Consider the following 15,855-nt stretch of genomic DNA (forward strand, 5'->3'; position numbering starts at 1 on the left):
TATTTTACAATTTCCAGCATGTGTTGGCAAGTAACATTTTTAGAGTTACAAATCCACAAAAAAACCACCCTACATTTGTAAGGGGGTTCGTCGCTTACTTTATTTTTTCACCCAACCAAGACCCATAGAGCCTTCACCAAGATGGGTTCCAATAACCGGTCCAAAATAGCTTAATTTGACGTTAACATTTGGGAATTTATCTTGCAAAGTTGCCATCCATTCTTTCGCTTCATTTTCACAATTACCGTGTATTACTACTGCATCAAGTTGATCGTATTTCGCTGCGTCTTCACCTAGCATATCCTCTACTCGTTTTAGAGCACGCTTACGTGTACGAATTTTTTCGAAGGGTACGATGACTTTGTTTTCAAAATGTAGTATTGGCTTAACTTGTAAAAGTCCACCGATTAGAGCTTGAGCTGCTGATAAGCGACCGCCTCTTTGTAAATGAGCCAGATCGTCCACCATGAAATAAGCGCGCATTGTTTTACGCATTTCTTCAAGAGCTTCTAAAATTTCTTTCGCTGATGCACCGTCTTTGGCCATTTCTCCAGCCTTCAATACATAGAACCCTTGGACAGCACAAGAAATTTCACTGTCAAATCCATAGACATCAATGCCTTGGACCATTTCTCCGGCTTGTAAAGCGCCTTGATATGTACCGCTAATACCACTTGATAAGTGTATAGCCACAATTTCATCATATTCTTTTGAAAGTTCGTCAAATAATGTCACAAAAGTACCAATTGGTGGTTGAGACGTCTTTGGAAGCTCGTTTTCATTTCGTACTTTATCATAAAAGTTAGTAGTTGTTATGTTTACTTCTTCTTCAAATGTTTCATGTTTAATTACAACACTTAATGGAACCATGCGAATATTATATTGTTCACGCTCGGCTTTAGTTAAGTAAGCTGTACTGTCTGTTACGATGGCAGTTGTCATTGATCGTTCACGCTCCTACTTCAATAGTATATTAATATCGTAAGAAAGTGAAATGAAAAATAATGTGTTTACAAAGAATGTTACTTTTCGCTACTATTCGTTTTTATTTACGGAAAAATAGAAAGAGGCTGGGACATAAATAGGTTCAGTTCACGTAAAAAAACGAGATTGCATGATGCAATCTCGTTTTTTGTAATTTCACTTCTATATCTAGCGGTAAAATAAGTTGATTCATGTAATAATCTTTGAACATAAGGACACTTCTTTCTGTGTTAATTTTTGTACGGGTACTTAAATTTTATGAGAAGATGTCTTTTTTCATGCCTGAAATTATGAATAGATTTAATTGAAATAGAAGAGTTCATTAGTTGTTCGGAGCGAAGGCGGCGACTCCTGCGGGAACAGCACGAACGGAAGCACCGGACTGAGCGAAGTGAGGGAGAAGGGTGGAGCCGTGCCCGCGGAAAGCGTCCGCCATAGCGGAGAACAATGGCTACGAAGTAGACTAAAAAACAAAGCCTCGAAGATTTTACTAATCGTAAAATTTTCGAGGCTTTTCATTGTTGAGGTTAGTTGTTTTATCCCAGCCTCACTTTTCTTAATCCATTTTTTCACCAATAGCAGCTACACTTGTTACTACCCATTTGCCATCTTCTTTAACAAAGACAGTGTTTGTTCTGGCAGCCTGTTTAAAAGGTTCGCCATTTTCTAATTCTACTTCAACAGTAATTTGAGACAAAAGTTGCGCTTCATTTTCATCATATTGCACTACATGGATATCTTTTGCTGTATGTTTTAAATCGAAATTTTCAAAGTTTAGCTTTTGATATTCCACATCTTCTTCTAGATTGAAGCCTCTAGGATTTTTTGAAAGTGTTTTGCTATAGCGTTCTAGGTCTTCTGCATTTAAAGCAGCAACGTATTCATCAAATGCTTGAAGGAGCGCTTTTTCTTCTTCTACAGGAACATTTTTCGCCGCTTCTACTTTGCCATCTTGCATTGCAAATCCTACAGCTTGTTCGTCTTCGTTAGTTTCTTTTGTTTCTTTTGTTTCTTTTGTTTCTTTTGTTTCTTCTATTGCTGATTTTTCTGATTTGGTTTCGTTATTTGTTTCTTCTTCAGTTTTATCTTTAATACTATGGTCAACCGCATTAGATGTTGATGCGTTCTCACCATCATTGACTGAACCAGTATTATCTTTTGTTGTGCTGTCATCATTGCCACATGCCACTAATAATACGGCACATACTGGGACAAGCAACCATTTTTTTATAATCAATTCCAAAACCTCCCGCGGATATTGTAGCATAATTGTAGATTACCTAAAAATTAATAGCTTTATGCAAAGTTCCAACTTATAGCTTAAACTTTTTTATCGATTAATACACCATTTTTTTAAAAAATTATTTACAAATAGATGACGTTTGTAGCACGTTGAAAGTTGCAGAAAAAACACAAAACCCCGCTTCTCGACAAGGAGAAACAGGGTTGTGTTTGGTACCATCAAATACAAAATGATAGAATGCGTGCAAATAAATTTGCAGTGCTAATCGCAAACTATAAGAATGTAGAAAGTAACCAATACTATTCAAGTTTTAAATGCAGGCTCTGACATTGCATCATGTTCAAAGTTGAACTGCACTTTTAATAATAGGCTAATTCATAATTTAGCACAAGTATGCAACGGTATGTTCACTTGCGTCAACTAGCTTGTCATCATCTTGATTGTGTTAAACAATTAGCGTACTTCAACCCAACCGTTTTTAATTGCTGTCACTACAGCTTGAGTACGGTCATTTACGTTCATTTTTTGTAAAATGCTTGATACGTGGTTTTTAACTGTTTTTTCTGAGATGTATAAAGTTTCACCAATTGCACGGTTACTTTGACCATCAGTTAACAATTGCAATACTTCACATTCACGTTTAGTTAATAAATGGAATGGACGGCGAATTTCAGTTTGATGGAATGAACCTTTGTTTTCGCGTTCACTTAAACGACGGTACTCAGCAACTAGGTTTTTAGTTACTTTTGGATGTAAGTAAGAACCACCAGAAGCTACGATTTTGATAGCTTCAACGATTTCGTCAGCATCCATTTCTTTTAACATATAACCAAGAGCACCTGATTTTAATGCGTGTGATACATATGATTCGTCATCATGGATAGAAAGCATGATAACTTTTGCATCTGCGTATTTCTCTAAAAGTTCTGCTGTTGCTTCAACACCATTTTTTTGAGGCATATTAATATCCATTAATACAACATCTGGATTATACTCTTCATAAAGTTGGACAACATCAGTACCGTCATCGCCTTCTGCTACTACGTCGAATGTATCTTCAAAATCTAAAATGCGTTTTACTCCTTCACGGAATAATTGGTGATCATCTACTATTATTATTTTTGTCATATAAAATCCTCCTATTTAATACTACTTTAATTCTTTTGTTCATGATTTAGTGGAATTTTGAATATGAATCGAGTTCCATTATTAATCTCAGAAATCATTTCCATTTCTCCACTAAGTAATTCTACGCGTTCGCGCATACCAATTAAACCGAATGAATTTTTTTTCACAATATTAGTATCGAATCCTACACCATTATCCTTTATAGTTATATTGGCATGTTCTTCCAACCATTCGAATTTAACCCATACTTCAAGTGCTTTGCCATGTTTTATAGCGTTATTTACGCATTCTTGTACAAGTCGAAAAATGGCTACCTCGTAATTTGTCCCCATTCTTCTTTGCTCACCCATTGACTGAAAATGGATTGTAGTACCTTTATTATACTCCTCAACTGAAGAAAGGTATTTCTTTAGTGTTGGAATTATACCTAGGTCATCTAAAGCCATTGGACGTAAATCGTAAATAATGCGTCTTACTTCATGTAATGCATCGCGCACCATATCTTTTAATTGTAGTATTTCTTGTAATGCTTTTTCTACCCCTCGTTCTTGATACGTGCGATTGATTAAATCTGTGCGAAGTAATACATTGGCTAACATTTGTGCAGGTCCATCGTGAATCTCACGAGAAATACGTTTACGTTCATCTTCTGTTGCTTCGATGATCTTAATCGTAAAATCTTCTTTCATCTTCGCATTTTCGAGTGCTGGACCGACATGCTTCAAATCAAAGGTCAAATAATTCAATACGACATTTACTTGGTTTACGAGATGATTTGCTTTTTCAATCGTATCAAGTAAATTGCGCATCCTTCTTTCAAGGTCATCTCTTTTCTCACGTAGCTGCTTTTCTTCAGCTTGGACAACAGAATGACGTATTTGAAGTTGATTTGCTTGATCGTATGCTTTGTGGATTTCTGCTTCAGAATAAGTTTGGAAGTTTTTTGATACTTCCGCTAATCTTCCTCTGGCAAATTTCGTTTTGGTCTCTAAAATGTCATTTTCAGTGATTACATCAGCGATTTTTTCACGAACTTCTTCCAGTTCGATTTTCATTTCTTCAAATGTTTGTCTACTCTGTTCACTGATTGTAAAAATATCACTTTTAGATTCGTCTATTGTTTTTACCATTCGATTAAAAATTAAATCTAATGATTTTATATCAATTTTGTCTCCCACCATACCAAACCCCTTACAAATTGTGCTACATTTTGAAGAAGTAATGAGCATATATTATAATTATATATATGAACCTATTTTCCTGCATCACAAAGTTAATTATAGCATTTTTATGATTTTTTTTTATTAAAATTTCGTGTCAACTAAATGTCAAAAATAAATTGATTTATTTAAGGAGTTTACCATGAGAGAAAACTATTATACACTAAAAAGCTTTGGAACAGATGAAATAATCATCTCAAAATCGAGATTTATCGCGCATTGCGCGCGAGCAGAGACTGAAGAAGAAGCTATTACATTTATAAATAAGATAAAAAAAGAGCATCATTCCGCAACACATAATTGTTCAGCTTATCAAATCGGAGAACACGATCAAATTCAAAAAGCGAATGATGATGGTGAACCTAGCGGTACGGCCGGAGTACCTATGCTTGAAGTATTAAAAAAACAACATTTAAAAGATACTGTTGTTGTAGTAACTCGTTACTTTGGAGGCATTAAATTGGGAGCTGGTGGTTTGGTCCGTGCATACGGCAAAGCAACTACCGTTGGGATTGAAGCTGCAACGGTTGTTGAACGTCGCCTTCATAGTTTGATGAAAGTTTCCGTTAGCTATACATGGTTAGGAAAAGTAGAAAATGCTATTCGCAATTCTTCTTATATATTAGATAACATTGAATATACTGATGATGTCGATTTTTATACCTTTGTACCAAAAGAGGAAGTAGAAGACTTTACGAATTGGATAATTGAAATGACTAATGGGCAATGTAAAGTAAATTGTAATAAGCAAGAATTTTTAGAATTCGACAAGCAGTAATATAAATTTAATTTTACTGTTACAAAACTGCATAGTATAATAAAATTCGCTATACATTTACATTCGAAACTTTTTGGATACGCCACACGTCCAATATTTATATATAGCATTTATTCCTAATTTAGAGGAGATCGTGTATGACTAATTTAAGAATGGGCCAAAGAAAAAAGAAGCCCTCAAAGAAAAAACTGATATTACGCACTTTTTTAATTCTGATTGGCCTTATGGTTGTCTCAACTGGCACCTATGCATATTGGTTAACAAAAAAAGCAGAAGAAGCTGCAAATAATGCATATGACAAAGATAATACACGTGTAAAGTCGGATTTACGTGAATCGGTTGTAAAACCAATGACAGATAATGTTTCTATTCTATTTGTCGGTATCGACGATAGTGAAAAACGCGGACAAGGTTCAGAACATTCCCGTTCTGATGCATTATTACTAGCAACGTTAAATAATAAAACGAAATCCGTAAAGTTACTAAGTATTCCTCGCGACTCATATGTTTATATTCCTTATGTAGACAGAAAAGATAAAATTACGCACGCACATCTTGGGGGTACGAACGCAACAATTGATACTGTTGAGAATTTATTAAACGTCCCGGTTGATTATTATTACCGCTTAAATTTCGATGCATTTATCGAAATCGTTGATGCTCTTGGTGGTATTGAAGTAGATGTTCCATATGAACTTCATGAACTTGATGAAAATGATAAGCGTACAGTAAACCTAAAACCGGGTTTACAAACGGTAAATGGTCGTGAAGCTTTAGCACTTGCAAGAACGCGTAAACAAGATAGCGATATTCAACGTGGTGAACGCCAACAAATGATTTTAGCTGCCATCCTGAAAAAAGCATCTTCCGTTACATCATTTACTAAATACGATAACATTCTAGAAGCTGTTGGTAACAATATGAAAACAAATATGACTTTCAATGAAATGAAATCATTTTTTGAATACATTAAAGGTGGTATGCCAAACGTAGAATCATTGTCCCTTAAAGGTAATGATGATACTTCTACTGGTATTTACTACTACCAATTAGATGAGCCTGCATTAACAGAAACACAAAATATCTTACGTACTCAACTTGGCCTAACAGATAGTAACCTAGTTGATACTTCAGGTGAAACAGATAATGCAGCAGACTCAAATAATGCTGAAGGCTCTGGATATAATTCAGATTATAAATCGAACTATCAATCAGACAATAATAATCAATAATCATGAAAATCCCTTAGTCACATACGACTAAGGGATTTTTTTTACATCAAGAATTTTAGAGAGTAGTTTATTTAAGTAAATACATTAGCGTTATCTCACTAAACACAACTGACCTTTATGTACTTTAATGTGAGCACTTATACAATTCATAACAATGACCTTAAGTTACTAACTATCGTTTAAATCCATAATTACTCTAGAAAGATATCTATCTTCAAATAAAAAGACGATATCGCAGTCATCCCTGCAATATCGTCTTTTATTATTTACTTTTACTACGCACTAAGTTTAATAGCGGTCTATAGTTCGATCCTGCTAGTCCGATTATTTCTACAAATAATTCAATTGCAATAAGCAGTACGGTTATAAGTAGAATACCTCCCCATAGCTTAGCCATAGAGAAGACAATCGCCGCTAAACCAAACATCGATGCCATTCCATAAATGATTATTACAGTTTGGCGATGTGTGAAACCAACATTTAATAAGCAGTGATGTAAATGTGACTTATCTGGTGAAAATGGTGGTTGTTTATTTAACAAACGGCGAACAATCGCAAAGAATGTATCTGAGATTGGTACGCCCAACATAATAATCGGAATAACTAGTGAAACAAACGCAACGTTTTTGAATCCCATTAAAGCTAAAACTGAAATCATGAAGCCTAGGAACAACGATCCTGTATCCCCCATGAAAATTTTCGCAGGATGGAAATTGTAAAATAAAAATCCGATAGTACTTACAGCTAACATTGTAGCCATGATAATAACAAATATATCTCCCATGATAAAGGCCATTCCAGCAAGTGCTATTAATGCGATAGTTGAAACACCAGCAGCAAGGCCATCTAGTCCATCAATTAGATTAATCGAATTCGTAATCCCCACAATCCAAATGATTGTTAATGGGATACTTAAGAAACCGAAATTAAGTTCTCCACCGAAAGGAATGTTGATATAGTCAATTTGAATTCCGCCAAAAAATATTACGATTACTGCAGCAATTAACTGACCAAGTAGTTTAGCCTTCGCTGAAATCTCAAACATATCATCAAGGACGCCTGTCACAATAATGACAAAGCTCCCAATTAATAGAGGAAGCATTGCTTCATGCATAGGTCGTAAAATCAAAATCCCTATGAGGAATGCAAGATAGATGGCTAAGCCACCAAGTCTTGGCATAATTTTAGCATGCACTTTTCGATAATTTGGACGATCGACCGCACCGACACGAAATGCGAGTCGTTTCACAAGCGGAGTCAGTAAAATTGAAGCTATGAATGCTACAATCCATGCAAGGTATGTCATACCCTTCCTCCTTAATAACTCTTTTCATTTATATTTTATAGACGCAGAAAATATGCATCCAATATATTTACAATTTATTTACAATGTATTATAGCATGAATTACTAGAAAACACACTTCGTTTAACCGAAATTATTACTTTCTTACACTCTAGTCAATTCTTTTATAGGACGACGATTCCCTTTAAATAGTTCCCACTTTCACAGAAAAAATCTCCCAACAATGCAGTTAGGAGAAGCATTACGGCATTTGCTTAATATTGTACCCCCCTCCTAGGAAGGCTAAACATTTTTCCATATATTACATTTAACTGGACATTTCAAATTTCGTTGTTGATTGACGCATAGTCATCGCTTGATCAGAGACATCATGAATACGTGCCGACAATAATTCGATAGTTAATAAATTATCGTTTAAAAACAATGTCGTCTCTTCAATATGCTCAGTATTTTGAAAAATAGCGTCATTTAACTGGTGAATCAAGGTTTTAGTACTTTCTTTTTCTTTTTCTACAGTTTGTATTTGTCTGGACATCGCTTTAAATTGTCCCAGTGTATCGCCTATATATTGTATGATAATCGTCATTTGCTGTGCCGCATTTTGAATTGCTGTTGCACTTTCTTCTGATGTTATGAGACCCGAGTTGAAAGTATTCGCCATTGTTGCGCCTTGCACAGTTATATCATCGGACAAATTATGAATATTGTGAGCAGCATTCGAAACTTCCTTCGCTAATTTACGAACTTCCTCTGCTACAACAGCGAACCCCTTCCCTGCTTCACCAGATCGTGCCGCTTCAATTTCGGCATTCAATGCTAACAAATGCGTTTGCTTGGCAATTTGTTTTACCGAAAGAGAGACACGGACAATTTCATCAGTACGCTTTTGCAAAAGTATTCTTTCCTGCTCTGCTTCTATTAGAAGTTGCTGTAACCCAGTCATTTTACTTACTGCTTCAGTCATTGATACACTACTATCTTCTACATATTGTTCCGCTTGAAGCCCCTTTACTGACAGTTGCTCTACTTGACCAACCATTTGTTGCAAATTATCTGAGAAGCGTTCCATAAAAGCGACAATACCATCAGATGAATATTGCTGTGCTTTTGCATTTTGTAAAGACTCCTTAAGTGAGACTGAAACTATTTTGGATCCCTCTAAAGATTGTACTGAATAATTTTGTAGTACATGACTGTCATTTGATATTTCATGTGCTGACGATTTAATTATTTGAAGCATCTCTACAAGTTGATGTTTCATATGATTCATCGCTGTCGATACTTGTCCTATCTCGTCATTCGTATGTATAGGTAAATCTACAACGTTCAAATTTCCTTTTGAAATACTTTTTGCTGTTTGTGCAACTAATTCAAGTTGTTGGCGAATTTGGCGATTTGTGATCACCATTAATATGGTCGATATAGCTACCGCCAGTAGGAATGACACACATAATACGATTAATGTTCTTCGCTGGCTTTCATTCATACTTTGCAAAATCTGTTCACGTTCCGTTGATGCTCCCGCCCGAATTGTGTTTAAGTTTTTTTCTATATTGTCATACGATTGATATACCGAGTTAAGTTGACGTCGTTTTGCGATATTGTCTTTTTTCGCAACTGATACTTTCAAACGCTTTATGTATAATTCATGAATCCTATTTAGTTCCACTACGATTGCTTCCGAGTCTCGTTGTTGCACTACATCCCCGGATTTTTTCAGTAAACTTTCAAGAGTAGACATCGAAGCGCCATACGAAGCATCATGCTTAGCTAAAGGATCCCCTGCATAATGGATAATTGCAATATATAATGTACTGAATTCCTTTGATAACATATCTATGTCATTAATACTTTTCGATAAACTATCTAATTCTTGAGACCATTTTCTATTCTCGTTTACTTGAAAAGTAAGTGTGATTGTCATAATGGCAAATAACAGCAAAGTAATACTAAGTGAAAGAAAATACTTCTTTCTTAGGTCCATTTTATTCCATATAAACATATATATTCCCCCTTAAGGACAATCTAGCATAGAAAATAGACTAAAAGTTTCATTATACAAAAACTTAACAGTTCCTTTACACTATCTCCATAATCGTTTTCCGTTAAATGAAAGCGCTTTATTACTATAAAGCGCTAGATTGAGAAAAAACCTACTAGCTTGTCTTTTTTTTAAGGTTCCATTCTTAACATATTCATGTTAAAGTTGTTTAGTAACTTTTATAACTTTTGTAATTAGAATTTTCAGATTACAAAGATTATTTATCATACGGAAAATCAGTGTTGTGTTTTCATAGATGAAATCATTACGCAAGAAATTTTTAAAGGAGCCTTACTTATGAAGAACAAATCTTTATCACTTGGGGAGCAAGTTGCAGTAGGTTTAATGCTATTTGCATTATTCTTAGGTGCAGGAAATATTATCTTCCCTCCGCAATTAGGACAACAAGCTGGTGAATCATTTAGTTTAGCAATGCTTGGTTTTTTAATCACCGGTGTTGGTTTACCACTGATTGGTGTTATCACTGTTGCTAAAGCTGGCGGACAATTACAAGATATGGCCGGTAAAGTTCACCCTATATTTGGAATCGTATTTACTTCAATCGTCTATTTAGCAATTGGACCATTCTTCGCAATTCCACGTACTGGTACAGTATCTTATGAAATTGGTGTCTCACCATTTTTATCAGATGCGATGCGTGAATCTTCTATTCCGTTATTGATTTCTACAATCGTTTTCTTCGGAATAACAACATTCTTTGCACTAAATCCAACTAAATTAGTTGACCGTGTTGGTAAAATTCTCACTCCATTACTTCTATTAGTAATTGCTCTTTTAGCAGCAAAAAGTATTATTACACCAATGGACGGTCCCGGTGAAGCGGTTGGTAAATATACTACGCAGCCATTTACTGAAGGTTTCCTACAAGGATACTTAACAATGGACTTCTTAGCTGCTTTAATATTCGGAATTGTAATTATACAAGCCTTACATGCTAAAGGTGTAACCGATAGTAAAAAGATTGTTAAGACAACTATTTTTGCTGCATTTATTGCAGCAGCTGGTTTAGCTTTAGTTTATATTTCTTTAGGTTATATTGGAGCATCTAGCTTCCAAACAATTGGCGCTCAAGGTAGTGGCGCTGAAATTATTGCAAAATCGGCAAACGTTCTTTATGGGGATTTTGGTAATATTCTATTGTCAGCAGTTATCTTACTTGCTTGTTTAACTACTTCAATTGGTTTATTAACAGCATCATCTCAATTCTTTACAAAACTTTTCCCTAAAATTTCGTATCCAGCTTTTGTTTTCATTTTCGCGATTTTCAGTACGGCTATTTCGAACTTTGGTTTAGAGCAACTAATTTCGATCTCTTTACCAGTACTATTAGCTATCTATCCAATTGCCATCGTGTTAATGAGTTTAGCTTTAATCGATAAATTCTTTAATGGCGCATCAATTGTTTACACTGTTGCATTAATCGCTACCGCACTAGTTAGTGTATATGACGGTTTACATGCAGCCAAAATGGATATCCCAGCATACGCAGATCTATTAAGTCACTTACCTCTTTATGCAGAAGGTATTGGTTGGTTAGTACCTGCAATAGTTGGAACAATCATTGGTTGGATTATTTCATTATTTATTAGAAAATAAGCTACTTTATATCAACTTACCCAGAGCTTCGTGCTCTGGGTATTTTTGTGTTTACGCGACTTAAGAGTTCTAGTTATTCTAAAAATATAGTATTTTCTATATTTTTTATCTATTATTCAACCCTTGAATCTATCTCAAATTGTGATATGTTATATAAGTTATTGATATAGATTATGATTTTTATATAAAAAAGGGGTGTGACGCATATGGGGTGGTTTGAAGGTATTTCTTCTATATTACTCATATTGCTAGTCGTATTAGTTGTTATTCCATTAATTTCAGTAGTCTTTTTATATTTCCTTGACCGTCATCAAAAGCAACACGCTATTCTAAGAAACTTTCCTATTTTAGGAAGAATGAGATATATCCTTGAAAAGGTCGGTCCTGAATTCCGTCAATACTTATTTGACGATGATCACGACGGGAAACCATTTAATCGTGAAGATTTTTTACATATTGTATTACCTGGGAAATACTTAGGAAACGTTATTGGTTTCGGCTCAAAACGTGATTTTAATGAAGCAGGGTTTTATATTCGTAATGCAATGTTCACGAAACAAGTGGATGAATTACATGTGGATTCAGAAGAACGCATTCATACAAAGAAATATGTAATGGATGCGGACAATTTATTTTCACGTAAAGAACATACTGAAGAAGTTGATATCAATCCATGGTTATTGTCAGAAGATGATGCTGTTGTAATAGGCGCTAACTGCCGTGAGCCTTTTCACGTTCGTAGTTTAGTTGGTCAATCTGCTATGAGTTATGGTGCACTTGGCAAAAATGCCATCACTGCGTTATCAAAAGGAATTGGTATGGCAAAAGGTTCTTGGATGAATACTGGTGAGGGTGGTATTTCAGAACACCATTTAGCAGGTAAAACGGATTTAATTGCTCAAATTGGCTCAGGTCTCTTTGGTTATCGTACAAAAGATGGTGAATTCAGTTGGGAAAAGCTCGCTGAAAAAGCAGCCATGCCTCATGTAAAAGCATTTGAACTAAAATTGGCGCAAGGTGCTAAAACACGTGGTGGTCACGTTGAAGCGGAAAAAGTAACAGAAGAAATTGCTAATATCCGTAATATTGAACCATTTGTCACGATTAATAGCCCAAACCGCTTCCGTCAATTTGATGACTTCCCTACTCTATTTGACTTCATCGAAAAGATTAGAGAACATGGTGGTCTGCCAGTAGGTATTAAAATTGTAGTCGGTAGCCCGCAAGATGCGGATGAGTTGGCTACTTATATGAAGGAATCTGGAAAAGGTCCTGATTTCATTTCAATTGATGGCGCTGAAGGTGGTACTGGTGCTACATTCCAAGATTTAGCTGATGGTGTAGGCCTACCTATCCATTCAGGCCTAGTGTTATTACAAGATGCATTGGTTCGCCATGGTGTACGTGATCGTGTGAAAATCATCGCATCCGGAAAAATAATTACACCTGACCGTGCAGCTGTTATGCTTGCTTTAGGTGCAGATTTAATCAATATCGCACGAGGCTTTATGATATCAGTTGGCTGTATTATGGCACAGCGATGTCATTCAAATGATTGTCCAGCAGGTGTAGCAACAACGAATCCTAAGTTACAAAATGGATTAATCATTGATGAAAAAAAATACCGTGTAACAAACTATATTGTTTCAATGCGTGAAGGTCTTTTCCGTGTAGCAGCTGCTGCAGGACTTGATTCTCCAACAAAATTAAGTAGTGAACATATTGTTTATAAAGATGCATATGGTCGCGTATTCTCCGTTGAGGAATTAGAGAAAAAATAAAATGGCTTTGAGAGAAAGCATTTCGCATTTGCGAAATGCTTTTTTAATACAAAAAAACCGCTTAATAAGCGGTCTATTGTTATTAATCTATATTTGCCATCTCTATTAAAGCTACTCTTTCAACTGCTTCTGCTACCGATTTATGGACGTTTGGATCTAGTGGGTGTGGTACAAGGTCACCGTTTCGCGTTGCGTCTACAATGGCATTAGCGGCAGCTAATAACATTGGGTACGTAATACTTTTAACATTAGCATTTAATGCCCCTCTGAAAATTCCAGGGAAGCCTAAAACATTATTAACTAGGCGTCCATCTGCAGCGTATGAAGCTCCAGCAGCAATTGCATCTTCAGGAGTGATTTCTGGATATGGATTTGAAAGGGCCAAAATGATTTGTCCTTCGCGCACCATTGACGGTTTAATCAGACCTGATACCCCTGTTGTTGCAATGACGATATCACATTTGGCCATCGTTTCTTCAACTGACCCTACTACCGTTCCACCAAAACTACGCAAACGGACTAATGCACTCTCTTGGCGATCTGTGCCACATACTTCTTTAACACCATAAGCCATTAGCATACGACAAATTGCCAGCCCTGCTGCACCGAGACCAATTTGACCAACAACAGCATCTTTCAATTCAACTCCTGCATAACGACAAGCTGAGATTACTGCAGCCAAAGTAACAACAGCTGTTCCGTGCTGATCATCATGCATAACAGGGATTGATAGATCAGCTTTTAAACGCTCTTCAATTTCGAAGCAATGCGGTGAACCAATATCCTCCAATAATATACCACCAAAACCTTTTGCTATATGTTTTACGGTTTCAACTACTTCATCAGGATTACTTGTATCGAGTAGGATTGGAATACCACTAATACCGGCAAATTGATCAAATAATACGGCCTTCCCTTCCATCACTGGCATACCTGCAACTGGTCCTATATTCCCCAAACCTAAAATGGCTGTACCATCAGTAACGATGGCAACAGTATTACCAATGCTCGTGTAATAATGTGCTTTTTCGGGTTCTTTTTGAATTTCTTGGCAAACGTTCGCCACACCCGGTGTATAAATTCGACGTAAATCACTTAATGAGCGCACGTCTACTCGACTCGTCATATGTATTTTTCCGCCCTCATGCGCTTTCATGACGTCATCCGAAACTGAACGAACGTGAATATTATCATCTATATTATTAATCGCTTCTACAATCTGATCAAGTTGAGCTATATCTGCACAAGTACATGAAATATCACGAATTGTAGATAATGTACCGATTTTCATTGTTTTGATATCACCAATATCACCGCCAATTGAGCCAATTGCTGTAGCAACCTTTGCCAAATTACCAGGTATAGATGGTGTTTCTACTATTAGATTACGAATAATGCTTTGAACGTTCAATTTCTTTCCTCCCAAATATGAAAACGCTTTTATGTTTATGGAGTTTATGATACTACTCTATATGCTACACGTAAATACGTTTACCTATAAAAAATCATAAAAAAACTAACTTATTCGCAAATTGAGGTTGTTTTTACTACTTTTTACTACTTTCAAGTCTTTTACAAATGCATTATATCTTAAAGTTATATTACAGTTACTTTCTTTTTTACTTCTCAATGCTGAAAAACGCATGAATTTAAATTCATGCGTTTTCGCGAAGAAATCATATATTCTCAAAAAGCTTGTAGTCAATTCGACAACCGATTCCCACTTCAATCTACAATCTCTTCTACAACTATCCTCTTACTCTCTATTATCTATGACATTTTCTGCAGCACCTCTTGAAGTTCTGCCGAGAAAGCTACTGATTTCGACATTTACTACGGTAAACTGATAGATTCCTTAATAATTTCACTCCGATTTGCATAATTTTCCCACCTCCCATTTCTATGAACTATCAGCCTTTACTTATTTTTTACGACTCTTCATTTTTTCTTCACGTATTTGCTTCATAATTCGATCTCTCCGTTTTTTTATACCTCCTATTGTCAATCCTTCCATAACCGCTAATTCGTCATAGCTGTATCCTTTTATATACAGTAGAATGAGTAGCTGTAAATCCTTAGTCGGTAGTGATTCTAATATAGTATCTAGTATGTGAGTGCCCGACCTTTCTACATGGTTGTTTTTTATTAGTACTTCTAACGTATCTGATTCGGAAGGTATATATTGATCTTCATTGCGAGATTCTTTCTTCAATTCATCTAAAACTGCACCTTGAATACATCGGTAGGCATACGGAGCAAAGTCACCTCTACTGTCTTCATATTTTGTCCACGCTTTCCAAAGTCCGATACGTGCTGCTTGTCTATATAGCTCGTGATCTCTATAAATACGACAGCGGTTCATAATACTTGTAATCATTGGTTCAAATTGTGCTAAAACAATTTCAAATCGGTCCATTAGATGGCCTTTCTAGTTGTGCACAACGCTTTGTATTCCCGGGTACTACTTATCGTATATGGAATTATCGTCCAGGACGAATGACTATAGTGAACGTTTACTACACCAAAT

12 protein-coding genes are annotated in these 15,855 nt (G+C 35.8%); 4 read left to right on the forward strand and 8 right to left on the reverse strand.

Going from position 1 to position 15,855, the window contains the following annotated elements; translation table 11 throughout:
* Nucleotides 1–99 precede the first annotated feature (99 nt).
* The 4 genes from MHH85_RS16640 to MHH85_RS16655 all read right to left on the reverse strand — a co-directional run bounded on the left by MHH85_RS16640 (nucleotide 100) and on the right by MHH85_RS16655 (nucleotide 4,536).
* Nucleotides 100–942, reverse strand: coding sequence for a DegV family protein (locus MHH85_RS16640; RefSeq protein WP_340707788.1), 843 nt, complete (start codon nucleotides 940–942; stop codon nucleotides 100–102).
* A 598-nt stretch (nucleotides 943–1,540) separates the two neighbouring features.
* Complete coding sequence (locus MHH85_RS16645; RefSeq protein ID WP_340707789.1) at nucleotides 1,541–2,221, reverse strand: hypothetical protein; 681 nt, start codon at nucleotides 2,219–2,221, stop codon at nucleotides 1,541–1,543.
* 459 nt (nucleotides 2,222–2,680) lie between these two features.
* The gene (locus tag MHH85_RS16650) at nucleotides 2,681–3,355 is read right to left on the reverse strand and encodes a response regulator (protein ID WP_053417790.1); all 675 of its coding nucleotides are present in this window, start codon (nucleotides 3,353–3,355) and stop codon (nucleotides 2,681–2,683) included.
* 26 nt (nucleotides 3,356–3,381) lie between these two features.
* Nucleotides 3,382–4,536: a sensor histidine kinase gene (locus tag MHH85_RS16655; RefSeq protein ID WP_193738453.1), complete on the reverse strand. Its 1,155-nt coding sequence runs from the start codon at nucleotides 4,534–4,536 to the stop codon at nucleotides 3,382–3,384.
* Nucleotides 4,537–4,717: 181 nt separating this feature from the next.
* On the opposite strand from MHH85_RS16655, the gene MHH85_RS16660 reads away from it, so the two are divergent.
* Both MHH85_RS16660 and MHH85_RS16665 read left to right on the forward strand, forming a co-directional pair.
* The gene (locus MHH85_RS16660; RefSeq protein ID WP_340707790.1) at nucleotides 4,718–5,353 is read left to right on the forward strand and encodes a YigZ family protein; all 636 of its coding nucleotides are present in this window, start codon (nucleotides 4,718–4,720) and stop codon (nucleotides 5,351–5,353) included.
* Nucleotides 5,354–5,490: 137 nt separating this feature from the next.
* Nucleotides 5,491–6,585 carry an LCP family protein gene (locus tag MHH85_RS16665; RefSeq protein ID WP_340707791.1) on the forward strand — a complete coding sequence of 365 codons (1,095 nt, stop codon included), beginning with the start codon at nucleotides 5,491–5,493 and terminating at the stop codon, nucleotides 6,583–6,585.
* A gap of 262 nt (nucleotides 6,586–6,847) precedes the next feature.
* Here the strand turns inward: MHH85_RS16665 and MHH85_RS16670 are convergent, their stop codons facing one another.
* Entirely contained in the window at nucleotides 6,848–7,891 is a 1,044-nt protein-coding gene (locus MHH85_RS16670; protein WP_193738451.1) for a glycosyltransferase family 4 protein, read from the reverse strand.
* Nucleotides 7,892–8,196: 305 nt separating this feature from the next.
* The gene (locus tag MHH85_RS16675; RefSeq protein ID WP_340707792.1) at nucleotides 8,197–9,891 is read right to left on the reverse strand and encodes a methyl-accepting chemotaxis protein; all 1,695 of its coding nucleotides are present in this window, start codon (nucleotides 9,889–9,891) and stop codon (nucleotides 8,197–8,199) included.
* 336 nt (nucleotides 9,892–10,227) lie between these two features.
* Between MHH85_RS16675 and brnQ the strand changes: the two genes are divergently transcribed.
* Nucleotides 10,228–11,547: a branched-chain amino acid transport system II carrier protein gene (gene brnQ / locus MHH85_RS16680; protein ID WP_340707793.1), complete on the forward strand. Its 1,320-nt coding sequence runs from the start codon at nucleotides 10,228–10,230 to the stop codon at nucleotides 11,545–11,547.
* Between the two features lie 206 nt (nucleotides 11,548–11,753).
* Nucleotides 11,754–13,328 (forward strand): FMN-binding glutamate synthase family protein, encoded by a 1,575-nt coding sequence (locus tag MHH85_RS16685; RefSeq protein ID WP_340707794.1) that lies wholly within the window; start codon nucleotides 11,754–11,756, stop codon nucleotides 13,326–13,328.
* 82 nt (nucleotides 13,329–13,410) lie between these two features.
* On the opposite strand, the gene MHH85_RS16690 is transcribed toward MHH85_RS16685, so the two are convergent.
* Both MHH85_RS16690 and MHH85_RS16695 read right to left on the reverse strand, forming a co-directional pair.
* Nucleotides 13,411–14,739, reverse strand: a complete 1,329-nt coding sequence (locus MHH85_RS16690) for an NAD-dependent malic enzyme (protein ID WP_340707795.1) — start codon at nucleotides 14,737–14,739, stop codon at nucleotides 13,411–13,413.
* A 510-nt stretch (nucleotides 14,740–15,249) separates the two neighbouring features.
* Nucleotides 15,250–15,744 carry a sigma-70 family RNA polymerase sigma factor gene (locus tag MHH85_RS16695; RefSeq protein ID WP_340707796.1) on the reverse strand — a complete coding sequence of 165 codons (495 nt, stop codon included), beginning with the start codon at nucleotides 15,742–15,744 and terminating at the stop codon, nucleotides 15,250–15,252.
* Between the last annotated feature and the right edge of the window lie 111 nt (nucleotides 15,745–15,855).

Source organism: Viridibacillus sp. FSL E2-0187, from assembly GCF_038006425.1.
GTDB lineage: Bacteria > Bacillota > Bacilli > Bacillales_A > Planococcaceae > Viridibacillus > Viridibacillus arvi.

Bases quoted from the DNA above. Each gene is read 5' to 3' on its own strand.
- MHH85_RS16695 (WP_340707796.1), bottom strand. From the start codon at position 15,744: ATGGACCGATTTGAAATTGTTTTAGCACAATTTGAACCAATGATTACA.
- MHH85_RS16660 (WP_340707790.1), top strand. From the start codon at position 4,718: ATGAGAGAAAACTATTATACACTAAAAAGCTTTGGAACAGATGAAATA.
- brnQ (WP_340707793.1), top strand. From the start codon at position 10,228: ATGAAGAACAAATCTTTATCACTTGGGGAGCAAGTTGCAGTAGGTTTA.
- MHH85_RS16670 (WP_193738451.1), bottom strand. From the start codon at position 7,891: ATGACATACCTTGCATGGATTGTAGCATTCATAGCTTCAATTTTACTG.
- MHH85_RS16650 (WP_053417790.1), bottom strand. From the start codon at position 3,355: ATGACAAAAATAATAATAGTAGATGATCACCAATTATTCCGTGAAGGA.
- MHH85_RS16665 (WP_340707791.1), top strand. From the start codon at position 5,491: ATGACTAATTTAAGAATGGGCCAAAGAAAAAAGAAGCCCTCAAAGAAA.
- MHH85_RS16675 (WP_340707792.1), bottom strand. From the start codon at position 9,891: ATGTTTATATGGAATAAAATGGACCTAAGAAAGAAGTATTTTCTTTCA.
- MHH85_RS16685 (WP_340707794.1), top strand. From the start codon at position 11,754: ATGGGGTGGTTTGAAGGTATTTCTTCTATATTACTCATATTGCTAGTC.
- MHH85_RS16655 (WP_193738453.1), bottom strand. From the start codon at position 4,536: ATGGTGGGAGACAAAATTGATATAAAATCATTAGATTTAATTTTTAAT.
- MHH85_RS16640 (WP_340707788.1), bottom strand. From the start codon at position 942: ATGACAACTGCCATCGTAACAGACAGTACAGCTTACTTAACTAAAGCC.